Origin of the sequence: Allomuricauda sp. d1 (assembly GCF_039592695.1) — a bacterium.
GTDB lineage: Bacteria > Bacteroidota > Bacteroidia > Flavobacteriales > Flavobacteriaceae > Flagellimonas_A.
On the sequence record NZ_JBBUTK010000002.1, the window covers coordinates 962,172 to 986,270 of the forward strand.

The 24,099-nt window shown below is 43.7% G+C and carries 22 protein-coding genes; 7 read left to right on the forward strand and 15 right to left on the reverse strand.

Annotated elements, in window-relative coordinates:
* The first annotated feature begins 6 nt into the window (after window positions 1-6).
* Entirely contained in the window at window positions 7-1,020 is a 1,014-nt protein-coding gene (gene lpxK / locus AAAH86_RS11440; protein ID WP_343487759.1) for a tetraacyldisaccharide 4'-kinase, read from the forward strand.
* Here the strand turns inward: lpxK and AAAH86_RS11445 are convergent.
* The 9 genes from AAAH86_RS11445 to AAAH86_RS11485 form a co-directional block, all read right to left on the reverse strand.
* Window positions 998-3,175 (reverse strand): response regulator, encoded by a 2,178-nt coding sequence (locus tag AAAH86_RS11445; RefSeq protein ID WP_343487760.1) that lies wholly within the window; start codon window positions 3,173-3,175, stop codon window positions 998-1,000. The two genes, lpxK and AAAH86_RS11445, sit on opposite strands and share 23 nt — an antisense overlap.
* Window positions 3,176-3,210: 35 nt before the next feature.
* Window positions 3,211-4,221: a type I glyceraldehyde-3-phosphate dehydrogenase gene (gene gap / locus AAAH86_RS11450; RefSeq protein WP_343487761.1), complete on the reverse strand. Its 1,011-nt coding sequence runs from the start codon at window positions 4,219-4,221 to the stop codon at window positions 3,211-3,213.
* A 37-nt stretch (window positions 4,222-4,258) separates the two neighbouring features.
* Window positions 4,259-5,134: a lipoyl synthase gene (gene lipA, locus AAAH86_RS11455; protein ID WP_343487762.1), complete on the reverse strand. Its 876-nt coding sequence runs from the start codon at window positions 5,132-5,134 to the stop codon at window positions 4,259-4,261.
* Window positions 5,135-5,187: 53 nt separating this feature from the next.
* Entirely contained in the window at window positions 5,188-5,754 is a 567-nt protein-coding gene (locus AAAH86_RS11460) for a sigma-70 family RNA polymerase sigma factor (protein ID WP_343487763.1), read from the reverse strand.
* A 33-nt stretch (window positions 5,755-5,787) separates the two neighbouring features.
* Window positions 5,788-5,994, reverse strand: coding sequence for a membrane or secreted protein (locus AAAH86_RS11465; RefSeq protein WP_343487765.1), 207 nt, complete (start codon window positions 5,992-5,994; stop codon window positions 5,788-5,790).
* 70 nt (window positions 5,995-6,064) lie between these two features.
* Window positions 6,065-6,826 carry an anti-sigma factor gene (locus tag AAAH86_RS11470; protein WP_343487767.1) on the reverse strand — a complete coding sequence of 254 codons (762 nt, stop codon included), beginning with the start codon at window positions 6,824-6,826 and terminating at the stop codon, window positions 6,065-6,067.
* Window positions 6,823-7,389 (reverse strand): RNA polymerase sigma factor, encoded by a 567-nt coding sequence (locus AAAH86_RS11475; RefSeq protein ID WP_343487768.1) that lies wholly within the window; start codon window positions 7,387-7,389, stop codon window positions 6,823-6,825. The genes AAAH86_RS11470 and AAAH86_RS11475 overlap by 4 nt, the downstream gene beginning before the upstream one ends.
* Before the next feature lie 184 nt (window positions 7,390-7,573).
* The gene (gene murB, locus AAAH86_RS11480) at window positions 7,574-8,590 is read right to left on the reverse strand and encodes a UDP-N-acetylmuramate dehydrogenase (protein ID WP_343487769.1); all 1,017 of its coding nucleotides are present in this window, start codon (window positions 8,588-8,590) and stop codon (window positions 7,574-7,576) included.
* Window positions 8,587-9,780, reverse strand: a complete 1,194-nt coding sequence (locus AAAH86_RS11485) for a pyridoxal phosphate-dependent aminotransferase (RefSeq protein ID WP_343487770.1) — start codon at window positions 9,778-9,780, stop codon at window positions 8,587-8,589. Before AAAH86_RS11485 ends, murB begins: the two co-directional genes overlap by 4 nt.
* Window positions 9,781-10,286: 506 nt before the next feature.
* Between AAAH86_RS11485 and AAAH86_RS11490 the strand changes: the two genes are divergently transcribed.
* Window positions 10,287-11,570, forward strand: a complete 1,284-nt coding sequence (locus AAAH86_RS11490; protein ID WP_343487771.1) for an aspartyl protease family protein — start codon at window positions 10,287-10,289, stop codon at window positions 11,568-11,570.
* 51 nt (window positions 11,571-11,621) lie between these two features.
* Here the strand turns inward: AAAH86_RS11490 and AAAH86_RS11495 are convergent, their stop codons facing one another.
* Window positions 11,622-12,002: a DUF1573 domain-containing protein gene (locus tag AAAH86_RS11495; protein ID WP_343487773.1), complete on the reverse strand. Its 381-nt coding sequence runs from the start codon at window positions 12,000-12,002 to the stop codon at window positions 11,622-11,624.
* 196 nt (window positions 12,003-12,198) lie between these two features.
* Between AAAH86_RS11495 and AAAH86_RS11500 the strand changes: the two genes are divergently transcribed.
* The 5 genes from AAAH86_RS11500 to AAAH86_RS11520 all read left to right on the forward strand — a co-directional run bounded on the left by AAAH86_RS11500 (window position 12,199) and on the right by AAAH86_RS11520 (window position 19,665).
* Entirely contained in the window at window positions 12,199-14,853 is a 2,655-nt protein-coding gene (locus AAAH86_RS11500; protein ID WP_343487774.1) for a valine--tRNA ligase, read from the forward strand.
* Window positions 14,854-15,084: 231 nt separating this feature from the next.
* Window positions 15,085-16,482 (forward strand): Gfo/Idh/MocA family oxidoreductase, encoded by a 1,398-nt coding sequence (locus tag AAAH86_RS11505; protein WP_343487775.1) that lies wholly within the window; start codon window positions 15,085-15,087, stop codon window positions 16,480-16,482.
* Window positions 16,482-17,543 (forward strand): GHMP kinase, encoded by a 1,062-nt coding sequence (locus AAAH86_RS11510; RefSeq protein WP_343487776.1) that lies wholly within the window; start codon window positions 16,482-16,484, stop codon window positions 17,541-17,543. Before AAAH86_RS11505 ends, AAAH86_RS11510 begins: the two co-directional genes overlap by 1 nt.
* A gap of 3 nt (window positions 17,544-17,546) precedes the next feature.
* Window positions 17,547-18,389: a sugar phosphate nucleotidyltransferase gene (locus AAAH86_RS11515; protein WP_343487777.1), complete on the forward strand. Its 843-nt coding sequence runs from the start codon at window positions 17,547-17,549 to the stop codon at window positions 18,387-18,389.
* A 4-nt stretch (window positions 18,390-18,393) separates the two neighbouring features.
* Window positions 18,394-19,665: a sterol desaturase family protein gene (locus AAAH86_RS11520; RefSeq protein ID WP_343487778.1), complete on the forward strand. Its 1,272-nt coding sequence runs from the start codon at window positions 18,394-18,396 to the stop codon at window positions 19,663-19,665.
* On the opposite strand, the gene AAAH86_RS11525 is transcribed toward AAAH86_RS11520, so the two are convergent.
* From AAAH86_RS11525 to ftsH, 5 genes are all read right to left on the reverse strand, one after another.
* A complete protein-coding gene (locus AAAH86_RS11525) occupies window positions 19,654-19,923 on the reverse strand; it encodes an acyl-CoA-binding protein (RefSeq protein WP_343487780.1) in 270 nt (89 codons plus the stop codon). The genes AAAH86_RS11520 and AAAH86_RS11525 overlap by 12 nt on opposite strands.
* A complete protein-coding gene (locus tag AAAH86_RS11530; RefSeq protein ID WP_343487781.1) occupies window positions 19,916-20,581 on the reverse strand; it encodes a phosphatidylserine decarboxylase family protein in 666 nt (221 codons plus the stop codon). The genes AAAH86_RS11525 and AAAH86_RS11530 overlap by 8 nt, the downstream gene beginning before the upstream one ends.
* Window positions 20,571-21,374, reverse strand: a complete 804-nt coding sequence (locus AAAH86_RS11535) for a phosphatidate cytidylyltransferase (protein ID WP_343487782.1) — start codon at window positions 21,372-21,374, stop codon at window positions 20,571-20,573. Before AAAH86_RS11535 ends, AAAH86_RS11530 begins: the two co-directional genes overlap by 11 nt.
* Window positions 21,375-21,478: 104 nt before the next feature.
* Complete coding sequence (locus AAAH86_RS11540; protein ID WP_343487784.1) at window positions 21,479-22,087, reverse strand: LUD domain-containing protein; 609 nt, start codon at window positions 22,085-22,087, stop codon at window positions 21,479-21,481.
* Window positions 22,087-24,096 carry an ATP-dependent zinc metalloprotease FtsH gene (gene ftsH, locus AAAH86_RS11545; protein WP_343487785.1) on the reverse strand — a complete coding sequence of 670 codons (2,010 nt, stop codon included), beginning with the start codon at window positions 24,094-24,096 and terminating at the stop codon, window positions 22,087-22,089. Before ftsH ends, AAAH86_RS11540 begins: the two co-directional genes overlap by 1 nt.
* Window positions 24,097-24,099: the final 3 nt, after the last annotated feature.

Sequence of the window (24,099 nt, forward strand, 5' to 3'; positions counted from 1 at the left end):
GCCCAAATGAGGTTACTTCGAATCTTGGCTTTTCCTGTTTCGTTGGTCTATGCGGCCATCGTTCATCTTCGTAACCTCTTGTATGATGTGGGCTTCTTTCCTTCCAAAAAGTTTACGACACCTACTATCTGCATCGGAAATTTGAGCACTGGCGGTACCGGTAAGACCCCAATGGTTACTTTTTTATCTGAAATGCTCAAGGATACCTACAAAATAGCATTATTGAGCAGGGGATACCGAAGAAAATCAAAAGGATTTGTATTGGCAGATGCTGCCTCTACCGTAGCTGATTTGGGTGATGAACCCTTTCAATTGAAGCGGAAGCACGCTTATTTGACCGTTGTTGTTGATGCGGATAGAAGTAACGGAATTAAAATGTTGGAAGAAAAGGTGAATCCTGATGTCATTTTACTGGATGATGCTTTTCAACATCGGAAGGTGCTTCCACAGCTTTCCATTTTACTTACTGCGTACGATGCATTGTACGTTGACGATTGGTATTTGCCGACTGGCAATCTTAGGGATGCAAAAAACCAATCGAAAAGGGCAGATGTCATTGCGGTCACAAAATGCCCCAACTTGCTTTCAAAAGTGGAAAGGGGTTCCATCCTAAAAAAACTAGGACCAAAACACCATCAAAAGGTGATTTTTGGTACGCTTGGCTATTCTGAATTTTTTACGGACGGCAAAACCAAAATTTCCTTTGACGGGATAGAAAACAAAAAATGCGCCTTGGTCACGGGCATTGCAAATCCTGAACCTCTCGTTAGCCATTTAAAAGGCCTCGGCCTTGTTTTCGAGCACCTTAGATTTGCCGACCATCATTTCTTTTCTGATAAAGAAATCAATGATTTCAAGGCCTATGAGATTATACTGACGACCGAAAAAGATTATGTCAGATTTGGCGATAGGCTGACAAATGCATTCTACCTTGAAATGGGGCATGTTTTTTCGAAAGTGGACACTGAAATATTGAAGAAAGAACTCATTGAGGCAATCAAGCCTCATGACGCACCCTAGATTTAAAGATATTCTCCCCGATTTTTTGATAGAACACCTCTGGTTTAAAGGGTTTGGTCACCACATCATCACAACCGGCCTCATAGAAACTTTCAAGGCTATCATCTAAAGAAATGGCCGTAAGGGCTATGATTGGAATTTCTTTATCAAATTTTCTGATCTGTCTGGTAGCTTCCTCGCCACTGATGCCGGGCATGTGAATATCCATCAGAATGGCATCATAGGTATTGGCCTTGGCCAAATCAATAGCCTCGTTACCGTTGTTGGCAATGTCACTGGTAATTTCTTTTTTGGTAAGCATCTTTTTGGTGATGACCTGATTGATTTTGTTGTCTTCAACGATTAGAATGTGAAGTCCTTTAAAATCGAATTCCTCAGGATTAAGCTCAAAGGGTATATCAGCAATGACCTTGTCCTCCGTCTTTAGATCGAGTTCAAAATAAAACGAACTGCCCTTGCCCAATCGACTGTGCAGTTTGATTTCGCTATTGAACAGTCCCAAAAGACTCTTGACAATCGTTAAGCCCAATCCGGTACCGCCATACTCCCTGTTAATTTGTATGGATCCCTGTTCGAAACTCTCAAAAATGTTGTTCTGCTGCTCTTCAGAGATGCCGATACCATCATCTTTCACCTCAAAATATAGCTTTAGGTCATCTTCATCGCGTTCTACCAGTTTTGCGATGACCTCTACTGTACCATTCTTCGTGAACTTCAGCGCATTGCCCACCAAGTTCATAAATATTTGTGACAGCTTCACGGGGTCGCCCAATAGGGTATCAGGTATTTTTTTGTCGTAATTCAGAACGATCTTCGTCTTGTTCTCTTTGGCATTTTGCTGCAATGAATCGATTACATCGGTAAGTACTTTTTTAAGCTTGAACTCTGTGCTCATTATTTCGACCTTGTCCGCATCAATCTTATTGATTTGAAGGATGTCGTTGATGAAGTTCAATAAATAATCGCCCGAAAATTTGAGTGACTTGAGGTGGTCTTTTTGATGGTCGCTGGGATTTTCTTCCAACAACAAGTGGGTCAGGCCGGTCACAGCATACAATGGTGTACGTAGCTCGTGGGTAACGGTAGAGAGAAAATTGGTCTTTGCCTTCATGGCGGTGACGGCTGAATCTCTTGCCAACTCAAGCTCTTTATTTTTTGTCTGCAGTAGATCGTTTGTTTTGAGCTTGATTTGATTGTTCCTGTAAAGTGAAACTGCAAGCAATGAAATGATGATGAGAAAGGCAGAGGTCAATATTGAGGTGATTTCAGAACGATTGGCCGATTGGCTCAGTTCTTCTTTTTCTTCCTCTAATTTTTCAATTTCACCGCTCATATTCTCAAAACGGATTTTATCTGCCGTCTTCGCCTCTATTTTTGTTTTTTCAATGTTGAACAGTGAATCCCTTAAAGTGAGCAGGCTTTTGTTATGGCCCAGCGATTGGTCAAAGGCACCTAATTCTTCATAATACTTTGATAAAACTTCGTTTGAACGAAGTATTTCCCTGAAAAACCCATTTTTGGCGGCCAGTTCCAATGCGGCTTTGGCATGTTTGATGGAATTTTCAAGGTTGGAAAGTTTATAGTTCATTTCAGCCAGTACCAAGTTGGCTTGGGTAGCGAGGAAGGCTCTTTCTTTATCATCTGCATTGACCAGAAGCGCATTGAGGTTTTTCTCGGCATCCTCATACTTTTCAATGTTCACATAAATTTTTGCCTCGATCAAAAGAATGTTGTTGTTCAAATTCCGGTCATTGCTCAAGACTTTGGCCTCTTCGAGCATCCGCAATGCCTGATAGTTGTTCTCATCGCGATAGAGCAACACTGATTCAATATATTTTTTTACGGCTTCCCCATGCGGATACGCAATATCGTTCAAAAGAATGTCGGCACGATCTTTATAGAACAGGGCGGTTTCCCTATCGTCCAATTCCAAGTGAAGCAACGCAAACCTTAAATGGCAGTCTAACAAGGCTTTTAGGTCTTCATTTTCCTCAGCAAGGGCTTTTGCCCTGTTCAACGATTCTAAGGCCTTGTCTATTTTATTTTGGTGCTGGTAGGTAAGCACCCTATCAAAGATTTGGTCAATTTCAGAGGTGGGCCGTAGTTTCGATTGGGCAAAACTTGGGGATAGCAGTACTGAAAAAAACAGTAACACTATGAAAACCAAGGTTTTATTAAAAAAAGTCGCAGTCAGATGTATTTTTTTTCTATAAGCAAAGCTATCAAATCAATTAACCTTGAGCAATAACCGGTCTCATTGTCATACCAACCAATGGTTTTGACCATTTTTCCTATTACAGAAGTCATCTCTGAATCAAACGTACAAGAGTAAGAACTATTGTTTATATCGATGGACACTATGGGCGCATCAGTATACTGCAAAATACCCTTCAAACCGTTCTCTGCCTGTTCTTTGAAAGCATGGTTTATTTCAGTTATCGAGGTATTCTTTTTTACGTTGAACGTAATATCGGTCAATGACCCATTGGGCACGGGCACCCTGATGCCACAACCGCCTATTACGGTTGAAAGATTGGGAAAAATTTTGGTCAGTGCTTTTGCGGCCCCTGTGGTAGTCGGAATTATGGATTGTGAAGCAGCCCTCGCCCTTCGTAAATCATGGTGCGGTCGGTCATGCAGGCTTTGGTCTGACGTGTAAGAATGTATCGTCGTAATGTACGCTTGTTCGATACCGCATAATTCTTGGATCACCTTTATCATCGGTGCAGCACTGTTGGTTGTGCACGAGGCGTTCGATATAATCAAATCTTCTTCTTCAATCAAATGCTCATTGACCCCCAAGACCACCATTTTGATGGTCTCATCAACGGGTGGAACACTCAGGATCACCTTTTTGGCCCCATTTTCAACATGGTGATTTAATTCGGTCCTGGTTTTGAATTTTCCCGATGCTTCAACAACCAGGTCAACTTCCGCTTTTTTCCAAATGATTTCTTTGGGATGTGTATGATCGGTGACCTCGATTTTCTTCCCATCCACTAAAAGGTGATTGTTTTCTGAAGTGACGGAAGCCTTGAAAATACCGTGTATGCTATCGTATTTCAGCAAATGCGCCAATGTAGTCAAATGACCGATGTCATTGACAGCGACCACCTCGATATGGGGATGCCCATACAGCAATCGAAAAAGCGTTCTGCCGATACGACCGAAACCATTGATGCCGATTCGGAGCTTTTTCATGAGTAATAGGAGTTTTGGGAAAAATTAAATACTAACGCTAATGAATGTGTTTGTGGGCCTTGTAGGATGAGCGTACCAGTGCCCCACTTTCAATATGCCTGAAGCCCATATCCAACCCGATGGCTTCGTATTTTTTGAACTGCTCGGGAAGAATGAATTCTTTGACGGGCAGGTGTTTTTTTGAGGGTTGCAGATACTGCCCAATGGTGACCACATCGACATCAACGTTGCGCAGATCACGCAGGGTTTCGATAACCTCGTCCTCAGTTTCGCCCAAGCCCAGCATAATGCCTGATTTGGTGCGGTTGGCACCGTTTCTTTTCAAATAGTCCAAAGCGGCAAGGCTTCGGTCATATTTAGCCTGAATGCGCACTTCACGTGTCAACCTTCTGACTGTTTCCATATTGTGTGAAATCACTTCTGGGGCGACAGCCAAAATTCTGTCCAAATGTGATTCGATTCCCTGAAAATCAGGAATCAAGGTTTCAAGTGTGGTTTCGGGGTTCATGCGTCTGATGGCCTTAACCGTTTCTGCCCAAATTATGGAGCCCATATCTTTCAAATCATCGCGGTCAACAGAAGTGACCACCGCATGTTTGATGCCCATGATTTTGATGGAGCGGGCCACTTTTTCAGGTTCTGCCCAATCGACACTCTCTGGGCGACCGGTCTTCACCCCACAAAAACCACATGAGCGTGTACAGATATTGCCCAAAATCATGAACGTGGCCGTACCCTCGCCCCAGCATTCACCCATATTGGGGCAGCTGCCCGAAGTGCAGATGGTGTGCAGGTCATACTTATCGACCAAACCTCTTAACTGGGTATACTTTTTTCCGGTGGGGAGCTTGACCCTCAACCACTTGGGTTTCCCTTTCGGGGGCATCACATGTTCGGCAGTCTCAGTGCTCATAGTTTTCATTTGAACCAACTACAAATATACGGATTGCAGTTTGAAAGCAGTATTTAGGATTTCTTGTTCTTGATAATCTCTGCAAGCAATTTTTTTGCCCTCAATAGTTTGACTTTGATGTTGTTAACGGGTTCATCGAGTACAGTTGCGATTTCTGCATAAGTGAGTTCGTTAAAGTATCTCAGGTTGATGACCTTTTGGTAGTGGGGCTTCAATTTTTTGATATGTTGCAGCAGATTGGCCAGGTTTTGCTCGATGATGAGCTGGTCTTCTACAGACGGACTTTCATCAAGTACTTTTTTGACGGCATCCCCATGGGAATCCATCTCATCTAAAATATTCTTTTTTCGCTTCCTGATGAGGTCTACGTGCAAATTCTTCGAAATGGTGATGAGCCATGTTTTGAATCCATAGGTATCGTCGTAAGTATCAATTTTATCGAATGCCCGTGAAAAGGTTCTTATGGTGATGTCTTCGGCATCGTTTTCGTTTTTGGTACGCAATAGCTGAAAACCATAGACATCGCCCCAGAATGTGTCCAAAAGTGTACTGAAGGCAATTTGATTGCCCGCTTTGGCCTTTTCGATGGTTTCCTTTAAGATAGCTTCGGATTTATCCAAGAAAGTGTTTTTGCAGCCTCTGATGGAACGGCATCAACCTGCGCTTACGGTATCTTTTTTGCATTCTTGTTCATCGGGCAATTTGCCGCAGTAGCTACATGCTTCGCCATCTTTGTTGAGAAACGGGCTTTGACTGGCGCAGGTACCTGCGAATTCACCGTCTTTTTTTGCCCAGATTTTGATGGCTATTCCTGCGAATGCGAACGCTAAAAGTGCTATGGTGAGTAATATAAGTTCCATCTGCTTTTGTTGCAAAGGTAAAAAACCCCTGGCGAAGCAGGGGTCTGTTTACAGTTATTTTGGCAGAATATCAGTAATTGATATTGGCGACAATGTTTTCTACCGAAGGAGCATCATTGCCACCTTCTGGCTCAATGGTGATATAGCCCACGGCATTCTGGTCAGAGTAGGGCAGCGCCAACAAATTTTCTTTGTCTTCAAACTGCTTTATGATGCCAAGGTTCACAAGCTCGCCGTTCACCTCTGCCCACATTTGGTAGCATTGATCTTCAGGAAGCTGTGGCAAATTGCTGACATTGATATACGATAGCTTTTTTACTGGATTTACGTAGGCCACTGCCTTCAGGTCTTTTGCCTTGCGATTTCCGTTGACATTGTATTTCTTGGTGTTCGGGTTGTTCAGCACGATGTATTGGTTTCTCAAGTCTTCGAGCTGCACTTTCATGTCTTCTTCGAGATTCTTTATTTTATTGTTGACCAAGGTGTTCTTCTGCTGCAGTTCTTGGTTCTGGTTCCAGAAAAAATAGGAAGACCCTGCAAAGACCATGGCCACGATACTGGCGGCGACAGCCCAACGATAGAATTTTCTACGGCCGGCCCTTTCATTGCGAATTCTGTTCAGAATACGTTCTTTGAGCCCCTCGGGTGTCTTTCTCGCGTGCATCTTGGCAAATACCTCAAGATTTTCTTGAAGTTCATCATAAGCCTTGCGTACTTCTGGATACATGGCGATGTAGCGCTCTACCCTGAGTGCTTCTTCGGTTGAGGTCTCACCCAATAGGTATTTTTCCAACAGGTCAGATGCTAAAAAAGAATGTATTTTTTCTTTCATGATATCATACTTAAAATAAGAAGAACCAATGTTGGGGCATCATAAATCTTTCGCAATTCCCTGAGACCGATTTTCAACCTTGATTTGATGGTTCCAAGGGGAATATCCAGCTCATCGCTGGCCTCTTGCTGTGTCATTCCCTGAAAAAATAAGGCATCAAGCACAATTTGGTACTTTGGCTCTATCTTTTCCAGGTTCTCCTGAATGTCTAAAAACTCTGGTCGGGTGGTACTCACACCCAGATTATATACGTCTGAAACATCAATTTGGATTTCTTTATCCGATTTTGTGTTCGCACTCCGCAACTTGTCAATGGCCGTATTACGGGTAATCCGAAAGAGCCATGTGAACAACTTTGCCTTTGACGAATCGTAAGCATCGGCATTTTTCCAGATTTTGATAAAGCTCTCCTGTAATACATCTTGTGCCAATGCATCATCTCTTACCACCTTGTGGGCAACGCCATATAAGGTGTCGCCATAGTTGTCATAGAGCAGTGAAATCGCTTTTTCGTTGCGTTCTGCGAGTAATTCGACGATGTGTTTTTCAAGTAGTGTGCTCATTCAAGAAAAAAATACCCGCTAAAAAATCCAAAAGTATTCTTTGGGCGTATATAAGGTAACGCTAAAATATAAAATTGATTATATGATTGGCGTTGTGAATACGAAAGCATAAAAATTTACTTCGTATATAAATTTTTGGTTAGTTTGGTTTGGTATAACCCCTGTAATCTCTCAGATACAGGGGTTATTTTATGATGTTCACTTCTGGTTTGAGCTCAACGCCAAATTCTTTTTTGACTGTTTTTTGAATGTCACGGGCCAAGCTTAAAAGTTCTTTACCAGTGGCATTGCCATAATTTACCAATACCAATGCCTGCCTGTCATGTACCCCGGCATCACCTATCCTTTTTCCTTTGAACCCGCATTGCTCTATCAACCATCCCGCAGGAATTTTTATGGTATCATCACTGGTCTCGTAGAAAGGCATATCAGGATGCGCTTTTTGCAGTTTTTCAAATTTGTTTCTTCCCACCACTGGGTTTTTAAAAAAACTGCCACTGTTGCCTATCTCTTTAGGGTCGGGCAACTTGCTCTGGCGGATGGCGATGACCGCATTTGAAATGTCTTTTATCGTGGGGTGTACAATATTCTGCCGGTGCAGTTCTTGTTCAATGGCACCGTAGGATGTGTTCAATTGGTGATCTTGCTTGGTCAGTTTTAGCTTTACGGATGTAATGATGTAATTGCCCTTTTCCTCATTTTTGAAAATGGATTCTCGATAACCAAACTGACAGGCATCTTTATCGAACTCCAATAACTCACCGCTCTTAACGTTCATGGCCTCACAGCTCACAAAGACATCTTTGAGCTCAACGCCATAGGCACCAATGTTCTGTATGGGAGCCGTACCTACGTTACCGGGAATCAGCGACAGGTTTTCAAGGCCTCCGTATCCCCTTTCCAAAGCCCACAATACAAGCCCATGCCAATTTTCACCGGCCATTGCCTTGATAATGACCTCATTTTCTGTCTCTTCAACAACAGAAACTCCCTTGAGATTAATGAAGACCACCAGCGCCTCAATGTCTTTGGCAAGCAGCATATTGCTGCCACCGCTCAAGATAAAATGTTCTGGATAGGCGGTGAGCTCCAACACTTTTTGAAGTTGTAAAAGGCTGGTTATCTCAACAAAAAAGCGCGCTTTGACATCAATGCCAAAGGTATTGTATGTTTTAAGGGATATGTTTTCTACAATATTCAACGGCCGAGATATTGGTCAAGAGCTTTCGAAAGAATGGTCACGGCCCATTTTAATTGCTCTTTTTCAAGTACGTAGGCAATCCTGATTTGATTGAGCCCAAGACCTTCGGTGGCATAAAACCCGGCTGCAGGGGCCACCATAACGGTCTCGCCATCAATTTCAAAATGTTCAAGCAACCACTGGGCAAAATCATCTGAGTTGTTGATGGGCAGCTCGGCAATACAATAAAAGGCCCCTTGGGGAACAGCTACTTTGACACCTTCTATTTTCTTCAGTTCTTCAACCAATAGGTTTCTGCGTCCGACATATTCTTCAATGACCTCGTCAAAATAACTTTTCGGGGTCTCTAAAGCGGCCTCGCTGGCAATTTGTGCAAACGTTGGGGGCGAGAGCCTTGCTTGTGCAAATTTTAAGGCGGTCTGTACCACAGATTTATTTTTTGACACCAAACAGCCAATTCTCGCTCCGCACATACTGTATCGCTTAGAAACCGAATCTACCATGACGGCATTCTCTTCCAAATCCTTTATTTGAAGGATGGAAAAATGTTCTCGGTTATCGTAGGCAAATTCGCGGTATACTTCGTCAGCGACCAGAAAGAGGTCATATTTTTTTACCAAAGTGGCCAATTGCCCAATTTCTTCCTTGCTGTACAAATATCCTGTGGGATTTCCGGGATTGCAGATTAAGATGGCCTTGGTATTTTTGGTGATCAGCTTTTCAAATTCAGAGATGGGTGGCAGCGCAAAGTTTTCATCAATGCTCGAAACTATGGGTACCACCTTTACGCCCAAAGCCGTTGCAAAACCATTGTAGTTGGCATAAAAGGGCTCGGGAATGATGATTTCATCCTCATCATCCATAATACTGCCCATTACAAAAGAGAGCGCTTCTGAGCCTCCTGTGGTCACAATGATGTCTTCAGCGGTGACCCCAATGTCATTTTTGGCGTAATAAGACGCTATTTTTTTGCGGTACTGCTCTGAACCTTCGGTCATGCTGTAGGCCAGTACTTCAAGGTTGTGGTTTCTGACCGCATCCATCGCAATTTTGGGTGTTTTTATATCAGGTTGCCCAATATTCAAGTGAATGACATGAACGCCCCTTTTTTTGGCAGCCTCTGCATAAGGCACCAATTTTCGAATGGGTGAAGCGGGCATTTTATTCCCTTTGGTAGAAATGATGGGCATGTCACAAATTTTACGCAAAAATGGCAAAAGCTATCCGTTTGGGCAAAAGTAAAAAGCAAGTTCAAGCTAAAGTGTCAAGTTCAAATTCAAAAGCCAAACTCAAACTGAACAACAATTCGTGGCAATTAGCGAAATTCGTGTCTTTTGAAGTACGAGGTTAGAAGTACGAAATACGAATGTAAAAGAATACATGTTGTTGGGCTATGACATACAATCCTCTGTGAAACTCTACGGTTCTCTGCACTGCGCTGCGAAACAACGTATTGAGTTCAAGTTTTAAACCCAAATAACAAATTCCAAAAGAAGTATTTTCCTCAACCCTTAAACTTTAAAGCCTTGGCCTGACAACCCCTTCCCGATGTAGAATGACCGATATTATGTTAAATTAAGGTTAGCTGACAAATTATTTGCTAACTTTAAGAAAGTGTAACCTATTAGTATCGAGCGCAATGGGTCGTATCATCCGAACCATACTACTTTGTTGTTTTTTGTGCCCCCCAATGGGTATGGCACAAGGGTTTGGGCTTCCCGACGGACAAAAACACCAGAAAATCAAATTTGAATTGATCAACAATCTGATAGTTGTGCCTTTGCAAATCAACGGTGCTGAACTGTCATTTGTGCTTGATTCTGGGGTCAGCAAACCTATTCTGTTCAACATCACAGAGCAAGACTCCATCCAGATTAACAATGTATCTGAAATAACCATCAATGGTTTGGGGGATGGCGACCCGATCAAGGCGCTTAGGTCTGTACATAACACTTTTAAGCTTGGTAATGCGGCAAGCTTTGACCAAGAATTGTATGTGGTTTTGGACAAGGATATCAATTTTTCTCCTTTTCTGGGGGTGACCGTCCACGGCATCATTGGCTATGATCTGTTCCGTGATTTTGTGGTTGAATTGAATTACGGTTCACGATGGATCAAACTGCATGCCCCTGAGTTATATGCCAAAAAACACAAGAAAAAAGCGGTGACACTGCCCTTGAGCATTGTGAACAGAAAAGCTTATGTAGACGGTTCCATCATTGTAAAAAAATCAGAGGACATACCTGTAAAACTGCTTGTTGATACAGGAAGCAGTGATGCCCTTTGGTTGTTCAAGGATGCCGATAAGGGATTGGAGGTGCCAACAAAGCACTATGAAGATTTTTTGGGCAGGGGGTTGAACGGTGACATATTTGGTAAGCGCACCAAGGTAAGCGGCATTAAAATAGGTGATTTTGAATTTAAAAATGCAAAAGCTGCTTTTCCCTATCGGGAATTTTTTGGAGGCATTACAAATTTGGGCGATCGTAACGGTAGTGTTGGTGGAGAGATTTTAAAGCGCTTCAACATTGTCTTTGATTATCAGAATGAGCAGGTGACCCTGCGTAGAAATGTCCATTTTTCATCACCTTTTCAGTACAATATGGCCGGTATCGATTTGCAGCACAATGGCATGCGTTATATCGCCGAGCGAATTGCTGATTCAAATGGGGTGGTCAGAAATCCTGATAAAGAATCTACGTTCGGTAATGTGCAGATTCTATTACAGAACCGAACCCGATTGAACCTCGTGCCAGAAATCATCGTGTCTGGTATCAGGGCCGGTAGCCCTGCGGCAGAGGCCGGGCTCAAAGAGGGTGATGTAATCTTGGCCGTGAATGGCAAACGTGTGCACAACTACAAGCTACAGGAAATTTTAAAGATGCTGAATGAAAAAGAAGGTAAGCGAATACGTGTGTTGATAGAGCGGTACGATCGTGATATGACCTTCAGTTTTGTGTTGAAGAACTTATTTGAATAAAAAAAAGCCCTGACGCTAAAAGTCAAGGCTTTTTTATAATGGCCTACAAGGTTACTTGGCACCATCGACCAGTTCACCTTTAATTTTCAAGACCTTGGTCGGTGTCTCAGCATTCGAGAGCACTGTAATCGCCTTTCTAAAAGGCCCGGCAGGTCTTTTGGTATCATACTTTACCTCAATCGACCCAGTAGTACCAGGGGCAATGGGCCCATCTGGTTTTTTGGGTATCGTGCAGCCACAGCTTGACTTTACATCGCTGATGACCAATGGGGCATCACCGGTATTGGTAAACTCAAAGGTGCGCACACCGTCACCACCACGCTCAACCTGGCCGTAGTCGATTGTTTCGGTCTTAAATTCAATTTTTGCCGTCTGGGCCTGAAGGCCGAAGGCCAACAATCCCATGAATAACAATAGTACAGTCTTTTTCATCATTATAGTTTTGGGTGAACTTCAAAATTAGCCCTTTTCAGACTACCTCCAAAATTCTTTTGTTTTGTAATAACGTTACTTATTTTTGTTTCGTATTTACAGGATGGGTCATTAACCGAAGAATAGCGATAATTTAACACACCATTCCCCGATACTGCTCAATCCGGATTCTAATTGTCAAAAACCGTACCGAAAAATGGATATTCCATCAAAATATGACCCGCAACGGGCCGAATCGCGTTGGTATGATTACTGGATGCAACACGACTTTTTCAGCTCAAAGCCCGATGGTCGTGAGCCGTATACCATTGTCATACCCCCGCCCAACGTCACCGGGGTGTTGCACATGGGCCACATGCTCAACAACACGCTTCAAGATGTATTGATTCGGAAGGCTCGTTTGGAAGGGAAAAATGCCTGTTGGGTACCCGGTATGGACCATGCCTCAATCGCCACTGAGGCGAAGGTGGTGGCCAAATTGAAGGAAGAGGGGATCTCTAAAAGCGATATTTCTCGAGAAGAATTTTTAAGGCATGCCTGGGAGTGGACCGACAAGTATGGTGGTGTGATTCTAGAACAGTTGAAAAAACTGGGCTGTTCTTGCGATTGGAGTCGTACCAAGTTCACTATGGATGACGATATGTCAGCCTCGGTCATCAAGGTTTTTATTGATTTGTTCAATAAGGGATTGATTTACAGAGGACACCGAATGGTCAATTGGGATCCAGAGGCCAAGACCACTCTTTCTGATGAAGAGGTGATTTATGAAGAGCGACAAGGACTACTTTATTACCTTGAATATGAAGTTGTTGAGGAAGATGGAAAAACTCCCCCTTTGGGGGGCGGGGGGCTTGTAATTGCTACGACAAGGCCCGAAACCATTTTGGGCGATACGGCCATTTGCATCAATCCGAACGATGAACGATACCAGCATCTGAGAGGTAAGAAAGCCATCGTACCGATCAATAATCGTGTGATTCCCATCATCGAGGATGACTATGTGGATGTGGAATTTGGCACCGGATGCCTGAAAGTGACCCCGGCCCATGATGAGAACGACAAGACGTTAGGGGAAAAACACAATCTGGAAATCATCGATATTTTCAATGAAGACGCTACCCTGAATTCTTACGGAATGCACTACGAAGGCAAAGATCGTTTTGTCGTCCGAAAAGAAATCATCAAAGAGCTGGAAGCAAAAGGACATCTTGTAAAGACGGAACAGTACGCGAATAAGGTTGGCACCTCTGAACGCACAAAAGCGGTCATCGAACCACGGCTCTCAGACCAATGGTTTTTGAAAATGGAAGGTTTGGCCAAACCCGCCTTGGAAGCTGTGATGAAATCGGGTGAGGTAAAATTGTATCCCAAGAAATTTGAAAACACCTATCGCCATTGGATGGAGAACATCCGTGACTGGAATATCTCACGCCAATTGTGGTGGGGGCAGCAGATACCTGCCTACTATTACGGTGACGGCCAAGACGATTTTGTAGTCGCTGAGAATATCGAAGAAGCGCTAAAGCTTGCACAGAAAAAAACTCAAAACCCAGAGCTCACAACTCAGAACTTAAAGCAAGACCCCGATGTGCTCGATACTTGGTTTTCGTCATGGCTATGGCCCATTAGTGTTTTTGGTGGCATTTTAGAGCCTGACAATCCCGAGGTGAAGTATTATTATCCGACAAACGATTTGGTGACAGGCCCTGATATTTTGTTCTTCTGGGTGGCCCGTATGATTGTCGCGGGCTATGAATTTCGTGGTGAACGTCCGTTTGAGAATGTGTACCTCACAGGATTGGTGCGTGACAAGCAGCGACGAAAAATGTCAAAATCGTTGGGCAATTCCCCTGATGCACTAAAATTGATTGAGGAGTTTGGGGCCGATGGCGTGCGTGTGGGATTGTTGTTGAGTTCTGCTGCGGGGAACGATTTGTTGTTTGATGAGGCATTGTGCCAACAGGGGAAAAACTTCGCCAATAAAATCTGGAATGCCTTTCGATTGGTCAAAAGTTGGCAAGTTGCCGACATTGCACAGTCTGAAGCTTCAAAAATCGGGTTGGACTGGTATTCGACCCGCTTCAATCAAGTGTTGACCGAAATCGAGGACCATTTCTCCAAATACCGTATTTCAGACGCCCTGATGACCATTTATAAATTGGTTTGGGATGATTTCTGCTCGTGGTTGCTCGAAATCATAAAACCAGCCTATCAACAGCCCATTGACAGAAAAACATGGAATGCGGTCATTCAACTGTTTGAAAAAAACCTAAAGTTATTGCATCCTTTTATGCCGTTTTTGACCGAAGAAGTATGGCAGCATATCGCAGAGCGAAAACCTGAAAACGCTTTGTGTGTCGCCGATTGGCCTAAAGGTGAAGAATTTGATGCAAATTTGGTTTCGACCTTTGATTTTGCCGCTGAGGTGATTTCGGGTATCAGAACCATTCGAAAAGAAAAGAACATTCCCCATAAAGATGTACTGGAGTTAAAAAAACTGGATGTCGAAGATTTGGGTTCAACAATGGATGCCATCATCACAAAGCTGGGGAATATCTCAGCAATAGCCACTGTTGACAAGGCTGTTGATGGCGCATTGAGCTTTCGGGTCAAGAGCAACGAGTATTTCATACCCATTTCAGGGGCGATTGATGTCGAGGCCGAAATTCAAAAAATCAACGAAGAACTCAAGTATACCCGTGGCTTTCTACAATCGGTGCAGAAAAAGCTCTCCAATGAGCGTTTTGTGAACAACGCTCCCGAAAAAGTGGTGGAACTCGAGCGCAAAAAGGCCGCCGATGCCGAAGCCAAGATAGAGACCTTGGAGAAGAGTTTGGCTTCGTTTGAGTGAGTATTTCCCCTCCTCGGAGGGGTGAATTGTCCGCATTAAAGCGGACAAGAAGGGGTGGGTAGTTTTCATTTCTTCTTTCACTAACCCATGTTAGTGGCACCCTCTTCAAAGGGGAAATTAGAGAAGTTTGGCGAGTTTGTCACAAAGTATTTATACACATTGACAGCGCCGTTATTTCAATCCCGATAAAATCATTAAGTTTATAAAAATCGGCAAACCCATCTGAAGAAAATGAAAAAAGTAAGCCGGAGAAATTTTCTCAAGAAAACTTCCTTAGCCTCTGCAGCCATTGGTGCCGCCTCTTTGCTTCCTGAATATGTACGCGGACAAACTGAACGTCCCATCACTTCGACCTACATGGGCGATTTTGCCGCACCAAAGCTTTCAACGGTCCGTGCAGCGTTCATTGGCGTAGGGGCCCGCGGTGGCGATCATTTAAAATTTTTTGCTTCCCTGCCTGGTACCGAAGTGGTAGCCATAAGCGATTTGTATGAAAATCTTGTAAAAGAAAAAGAAGGTTGGGTCAGGGAGGTTTCTGAGAAAGGAAGGCACAAGAACATCAAGTTGTATTGGGGCGATGAAGAAAAATGGAGGGCGATGTTAAAAGAAGTGCGTCCTGATGTGGTCTTTATCGCTACCAATTGGAACAATCATGCGCCAATGGCCGTCGAGAGCATGAAACAGGGAGCACATGCTTTGGTTGAGGTGCCCATTGCGGTCACGCTTCAGGAAATGTGGGATATTGTAGATACTTCTGAAAAGACACAGAAGCACTGTATGATGTTAGAGAACGTCAATTACAGTCGCGATGAACTGCTATTTCTCAATATGTGCCGTCAAGGGGTCATCGGCGAGTTGCTGCATGGCGAAGCGGCCTATATTCATGAACTGCGATGGCAGATGGATGAGATCGATCGGGGTACTGGCTCATGGCGCACCGGCCATTATGCAGAGCGCAACGGAAATTTGTACCCGACACACGGCTTGGGGCCAGTGGCTCAATATATGAATTTGGGCCGTGGTGAAGACACTTTTGGCAGTTTGGTCTCCTTTTCAACCCCGGCCATGGGAAGACAGGCCTACGCGAAAAAAAATTATCCAGAAAATCATAAATGGAACCAATTGGATTTCAAGGGCGGTGACCTGAACACTTCCATCATCAAAACGCATTTGGGCCGAACTATCTTGGTGCAGTGGGATGAAACCAGTCCACGGCCCTATTCGCGTTTGAACTTGATTCAGGGTACTAAAGGAACGTTGGCCGGTTTTCCGACACGGGTGGCGTTGGAAGGCGGCGTAGAGGGATTGACCGAAGATCACCATTCTTGGGTACAGGGCGAACAGTTGCAAGTAGTTTACGAAAAATATGACCATCCGTTGTACAAACGTCTGAACCAAACCGCAAAGGGCAGTGGGCATGGCGGCATGGATGGTATTATGGTCTACCGCATCGTAGAATGTCTTCAGAACGGACTACCTTTGGACCAAAACGTGTATGAAGGTTGCCTTTGGAGTGCCGTCGCCCCCTTGAGTGAACGCTCGGTGGCCAGTGGGGGTTATCCACAGCCATTTCCCGATTTCACACGTGGCAATTGGAAGAATACCCAACCTTTAAAAATTATTTCTTAATGCCCCCTATTTCAATCAAAGTCCCTGCGAGGATTTGCTTTTATGGAGACCATCAAGATTATTTAGGGCTTCCGGTTATTGCCGGAAGTATTGACCAATATATAAATCTAAGGGCAGAGCCCATTTCAGCAAGTGAGTTTCGATTAGATCTAAAAGACATTGATGCGCATAGAACGATTCCACTGACCATCGACGCGCATGACATCTCACAAAGTGACTATTTATTGGCAGCACTTGCTGTTCTGATCCAAAAAGGATTTCGCTTTGCACGGGGATACCGACTCAATATCTCGGGTGATATTCCGGTGAATGCAGGTCTTTCAAGCTCCTCGGCTTTGACCATAGCATGGATTCGATTTTTAGTAGAGGCCCAAAGTTCAGAAATAACGGCAACCGATATCGAAATTGGACAATGGGCCTACGAGACTGAAGTTACTTTTTTTAAAAGCCCGGGCGGACTTATGGATCAATACACAATCGCCCAACAAGGATTGCTTTATATTGATACCCAAATGGGCAAAACCGAACCTTTGACCGGCCACCTTGGAAAATTGGTCGTTGCTGAATCTGGCATAGCGAAAGAAACTTTGGATGTTCTCAAAAACGCCAGGCTTTTTCAAGAAAATGCCGCCGCTGAGGTAAAGGCAGCACATCCAGATTTTGAAATGCAAAAATCAACCTTGGCAGACTACCGACGTTATTTGGATCTGGTTTCACAAGAATATCGTGACCATTGGTATGCCGCTATCCATAATTATGAGAATACGAAGCAGGCAAGAAGGCTTTTATCATCCCCAGAAAGTAACCTAAAGGAGTTGGGGCAGTTGATGAACGAGCACCAAGTTATTCTAGAAGAGTGCATTCAGAACACACCACCAGAAATGGCCAAAATGATGAATGCCGCACGCAATGCCGGCGCTTTGGGCGCCAAGACCATCGGCTCAGGGGGCGGCGGTTGTATGGTCGCCATGGTAAATGACGATTCAAAAAGTACGGTCATAGATGCCTTTCTAGAGAATGGCGCCAAGGCCGCTTATGAAGTAGAACTGGTTTATCCTTAGCGAATGAAAAACAATAGTTTGGTGATTATGGCTGGTGGAGCTTCTTCGAGAATGAAACAAAGCCTTGAAAACGCTGATTTGGACGAGGTCATTAAAGAGATTGCCTACACACAGCACAAAAGCTTGATTCCGTTGGGTGAGGCAAAAAAACCGTTACTGCACTACCTCATAAAAAACGCGAAAGACGCTGGGTACAATGATTGTTACATCATCACCAACACGGAAAACCAAGCTTTTAAAGATTTGGTCGGCGATAGCGATAGCGAGTATGAAGGCGTCAAGGTACATTTTGCGGTACAGCACGTGCCCAAAGGGCGCGAGAAACCCATGGGAACGGCCGATGCATTGCTGCAGTGCATGCAGCAACATCCTACATTGAAAAAAGAACGTTTTACCGTCTGTAACGGCGATAATCTTTATTCTGCTGGGGCCTTGGCAGATTTGCGAAAAGCGCGTGAGATTCCCCATGCGATCATCAGTTACAGTGGCTCGGGCCTCGGTTTTTCCAATGAGCGCCTGGCCGCTTTTGCCGTCATGGATATTTCTTCGGAGGGGTGTCTCAAAACGATTATCGAAAAACCAGGCTTGGAACAGATGGAGGCCTATCGCGATGCTTCGGGCGAACTACGAATCAGTATGAACATCTTTAATTTTACGGGGGCTTTGGTATTATCCTATCTTGAGAATTGCCCCATCAATCCGAAAAGGGATGAAAAAGAGTTGCCTGAAGCGGTACGAAATATCGTAGAGGATGACCCCAAAAGCACGATTTGCCTTCCACGGTCCGAGCGCATACCCGATCTGACGAACGCCGACGACATAAAAAACTTCAATTTGTATCTTTAAGGCCGTGGAGACTTATGCCAACGCCTTGTTGTACGCCATTCCCTTTTTTGTGGGATTGGTCTTGATTGAAATTCTGTACGGACATTTTGTAAAAGACCAAAAGCACAATGTGATGGATACCGTGAGCAGCCTGAGTTCAGGCCTCACCAACATCATCAAAGATTCGCTGGGTCTGGTCTTGGTACTTGTCAGCTATCCCTTTTTGGTAGAAAACCTGGCCCTTTTTGAAATAAAGGCAACATGGTTGGTATGGGTCATCGCTTTTATTGCAATCGATTTTGCCGGCTATTGGAACCATCGCCTGAGCCACCATGTCAATATTTTTTGGAACCAACACGTCATTCACCACAGTAGCGAAGAGTTTAACCTGGCCTGTGCATTGCGGCAGTCCATCTCAAATGTGGTGGGTTATTTCGCCTTGATGCTGATTCCAGCGGCAATTTTGGGTGTGCCCAACGAGATAATCGCCATTTTGGCACCTATCCACCTGTTCGCGCAGTTTTGGTACCATACCCAACATATCGGTAAAATGGGCTGGTTAGAATATGTGATTGTCACCCCATCGCAACACCGGGTGCACCATGCCATCAATCCAGAGTATATCGACAAAAATCTGGGGCAGATACTTTGTGTTTGGGATCGAATGTTCGGTACGTTTCAAGAAGAGCTTGACGAGGTACCGCCCCAATATGGAGTTTTGAAACCTGCCGCCACATGGAACCCCATTCTCATCAACTTTCAGCATGTATGGCGATTGATGGTAGATGCCTGGCGCACGAACAATTGGTGGGATAAGCTGCGTATCTGGTTCATGCCCACAGGTTGGCGCCCAAGCGATGTTGCCGAGAAATATCCCATCAAAAAAATTGAGAACGTCTACAACTTTAAAAAATATATGCCTGCTGCTTCAAACGCTTTGAAGGGCTATGCCATTTTTCAGCTGCTCTTCAATACCTTTTTGATGCTCTTCATGTTTTACAACTATTCTGAAATTGGGTTCAATGGTTTGTTATTGTTTGGGGCTTTTGTGTTCATGGGTATTTTTGGATATACCACATTAATGGACAAAAAAAGTTATGCTCTTTGGATTGAAATCCTAAGAGGCATAGCCGGGTTGTCATTGATTTTTGTGACAAAGGATTGGTTTGGGATCAATGCACATTTGTTCTGGGGCAGCTCTCTTGTGGCACTTTATTTTGTAATCACCATTTTCGGTAGTGTATACTTCACCTTTTTTGAAAATCAGAAATCATCGACTACAAATCTAGTCACCTGAGTTTTTGATTTCTTTTTCTACCAAGTCAATGTAATTCTTCATCGCTGTTTTGATATTCACATTTTTGGCCTGTATCAAAGCATTGGCCTTAAAGGCATTAATGAGCGGAGTGCGGCTGTTGGGGTGATCATAATTTTTGTTGGCAATCTTGAAATAGGCATAGAGTTTCAAGAGCAAGTCGGCGGGTAGTGGCTCACTGTAATTGTTTACATAATCTACTGCCTTTTTAAACCTTACTTTTAGTTTTTCATCAGCCATCGGTTTGCTTTAAAGCTGCTATTACGGTTTTGGCGCCTGTAACCTTTTGGTTCATTTTTACGCCAATGGCACAATCCAGCGGAAGAAAAAGATCTACCCGAGAACCGAACTTGATAAAGCCGGCATCGGTACCTTGGGTTACCTGCTCGCCCTCTTCTGCATAATTTACAATCCTACGTGCGACGGCACCAGCTATCTGTCGGTACATGACCTCACCAAATTTCGGGGTGTGGATCACCACGGTGGTCCGTTCATTTTTTGTGCTTGACTTTGGGTGCCATGCCACCAAATACTTTCCTGGGTGGTATTTTGAATAGGTTACCGTACCGCTTACCGCATAGCGGGTGACATGTACATTGAGTGGCGACATGAAAATGGATACCTGCTTTCTTTTATCCTTGAAATATTCTGGTTCTTCCACTTCGTCAATGATGACCACCTTGCCATCTACAGGCGCCAAGACTTCATCAAAATTGGGTGTGACCAACCGTCTTGGGTTTCTGAAAAATTGTAGAATGAGTATAAAAATTATTATTGCGCCAAGTTGTACGCCCCAACGTATCCAATTGTTGTCCAGAAAAAAGTGGGATAACAATACGGTGGCAACCACTAGAAAAAAAGCGGTCAATATAATTTTTTGTCCTTCTTTATGAAACATAAGAGAATAGTATCAATGTTAAATATGCAAACGGTGCGGCAAATATGAGACTATCAAGCCTATCGAGCATACCACCATGGCCCGGTAAAATCGCACCACTATCTTTTACACCTGCAGATCGTTTGAATTTTGACTCCAACAAATCCCCAAGACCACCGGTGACCACAATGACTATGGCAAGCACCATCCACTCTGATATGCTGAGCCTACTTTCATGCTTTGCTAAAAAAAAAGCCGCTACCAATGCAAAAATAAAACCTCCTATAAAACCTTCAAGTGTTTTCTTTGGAGAAACTGAAGGAAAAATTTTTGTTCTGCCCAGGCTTTTGCCCACCAAATAAGCAAATGAGTCGTTGACCCACACCAATATAAAAATGCCCAAAATCAAATGTTGTGCAAATTCATTGTCTTTGTATGGAATCATGGTCAAAAAAATACATCCCCCGCCGATATAAAAAAGGGCAATGATAAATTTTTGGATGTCATTGAACATTCTTTGCTTTTTTGAGAACAGAAAAAAAAGTAAGGCAATATCAACCGTAATGGTCAAAAACATCAATATGGTGATCAGCACATCATCCTGAACCAAATAAATATAGGCCCACCACAGTGCCAGATATGCGATAAAAATATAATATCCCTTGATTTTGGCAAGTCTTTTAAACTCATAGAGACAGGCAAGCCCGAAGACCATAAAAAGAAAGTCAAATGCATCTGAGCTCAAAAAAACGGCTGACAATAGTAAGATGATGTAAATGGCCCCGGTAATGGCCCTACGAAAAAGTTCTCTCATTGAACTTATTTATATCTTTTGATTGTTGCGAAAAATAGGGATTTTTTGCTCAGTGAAAGACTTTTTAGAATTGCATAGTGAGCTTCGAATGAAAAGTTCATGTATCAATAGTCTTCCATCAGCAGCAGATAGACATTTTTAGATGCACTGCCGTAGGATAGAAAATCGTCTTTGTTTTCAGTGGTTGGCTGAAAGTGTTTTAATGTGGTAATGTTGTCGGGAATGTTCTTGCCGTATTTCTCTTTAATGGTCTTTAAGGCCTCACTGATGGATTCTACCAATTGACTGGTCGTGGCAAAAATGATGAGGTTTGACGGTAGCTCGTCAAGTTTTTTTCCTTTGATTTGGTTAGAGCAGACAAGCACCGAACCGTTGTGGGCAATGAGATGTTCACAGGTCGTGAAAAAAATCTCACTTTCATTACGGTTGTCTGTAAACCCAATGTTTTCGGTGACAAAGCGTTCTTTTAGTCTCGGATCCAGTGTGTAGAAAAGGCGTTGTTGCCAATCATTTTCTGAAATGATGCTCTTTAATGCTTCAGAGACTTCGGTGAAATTTTCACAGTAGATGAACTTACCCCCATTTTTTTTAAAGTAGATGGTGAATTTTTCATCCACGGGAATTTTCAGGTCGGGTGCATGCTCTCCACGGGTCTCCAAAGTTTCCTTCGGAACTTTTTTACCGCCCCCGAAAAGTTTGTCAAATACCCCCATTAAGTTTCTGATTTTTCCTCTGCTTCTTTTTCTGCTTCAGTTTGTTTTCCTGTCGGATGTTCACCATTTACAGAGGGCGCCGGAATCTCTTCTTTTTCAAAAGGTCGTTTACCAAATATTTTTTCTAGATCGTCTTTAAAAATCACTTCTTTGTCAAGTAACCTGTCGGCAAGTTCAGTAAGCTTGTCTTTGTTCTTTTCGAGTAATTTGATGGCACGTTGGTACTGCTCTTCAATCATTTTTGAGATTTCCTCATCGATCTTTTGAGCCGTCTCTTCACTGTATGGCTTCGTAAAACCATATTCGTTTTGGCCTGAAGAATCGTAGTAGGTAATATTGCCCAGTTCATCATTCAGTCCATAAATGGTAACCATGGCACGGGCCTGTTTGGTCACTTTTTCCAAATCGCTGAGCGCACCGGTCGAGATTTTATTGAAAATTACCTTTTCGGCAGCCCGCCCACCCATGGTGGCGCACATTTCATCGAGCATTTGTTCTGGCCTGACAATCAATCGTTCTTCTGGAAGGTACCAAGCTGCACCCAGAGACTGGCCGCGTGGCACGATGGTCACTTTGACCAATGGTGCGGCATGTTCGAGCATCCAACTAACGGTGGCATGGCCCGCTTCATGATAGGCAATGGTTTTTTTCTCTTCTGGGGTGATGATCTTATTTTTCTTTTCAAGTCCGCCCACGATACGATCCACGGCATCTAAAAAGTCTTGTTTGGTGACCGCTTTCTTCTCTTTTCTTGCGGCAATCAGTGCAGCTTCGTTACATACGTTGGCAATATCTGCACCTGAAAACCCAGGAGTCTGTTTCGCAAGAAAATCGAGATCAAGTGTTTCAGCGGTCTTGATTGGCCTAAGGTGGACTTCAAAAATTTCTTTTCGTTCACGCAAATCGGGTAGGTCAACGTAAATCTGACGGTCAAAACGACCGGCACGCATCAACGCTTTATCCAGAACATCGGCACGGTTGGTTGCTGCCAATACGATTACATTGGTATTGGTGCCAAAACCATCCATTTCGGTCAATAACTGGTTCAGTGTGTTTTCACGCTCGTCGTTGGATCCTGTGAAATTATTTTTACCACGGGCGCGGCCAATGGCATCAATCTCATCGATAAAAATGATGGCCGGTGACTTGTCTTTAGCCTGTTTGAAGAGGTCGCGTACCCTAGAAGCACCAACGCCCACAAACATTTCCACAAAATCAGAACCTGACAGGGAGAAGAAAGGTACTTTGGCTTCTCCTGCTACGGCTTTGGCCAATAATGTTTTACCGGTTCCCGGAGGGCCGACCAATAAAGCTCCTTTCGGAATCTTTCCGCCCAGCGATGTATATTTATCGGGATTCTTTAAAAACTCCACAATTTCTTGTACCTCTTCCTTGGCACCTTCGAGTCCGGCAACATCCTTGAAAGAAGTTCTGGTATCGGTCTTTTCATCGAAAAGTTTCGCCTTTGACTTGCCGATGTTGAAAATCTGTCCCCCGGCGCCACCTCCGGCACCGCCTGACATCCTCCGCATCAGATAAATCCAAATACCGATTATCAATACAAACGGAATGATGGATACCAAAAGGTCGAGCAGATAATTGTTTTCGGTATCAAACTCTACAATGGTGTCGAGGCTGTTCTCGGTCTTGATTTCATTGATTTCGTTCTGAAATATCTGAAGGTCACCAAAATCAAGCACATACTGCGGTACGACCCCCGTAGAGGGAATCAAAGGTTTTTCGGCAACTGCTTTGTGTACATCTTTTTGAAGTGCTGCATCAGTAAGAAATACCTTGGCCTGGCCACGATTCTTAATGACTACGATTTTTTCAATATCCCCATTTCTAAGAAACTCTTGAAGCTCAGAGGTAGTGGTTGTTTCGGTACTTGAAAAGGCACCACTACCGAGAAATTGAAATCCGATAATAAGCGCAATAATGATACCGTACACCCACCAAGAACTGAAGCGGGGTTTTTTAGGGGTATTCTGATTGTTTTCTTTCGACATTTT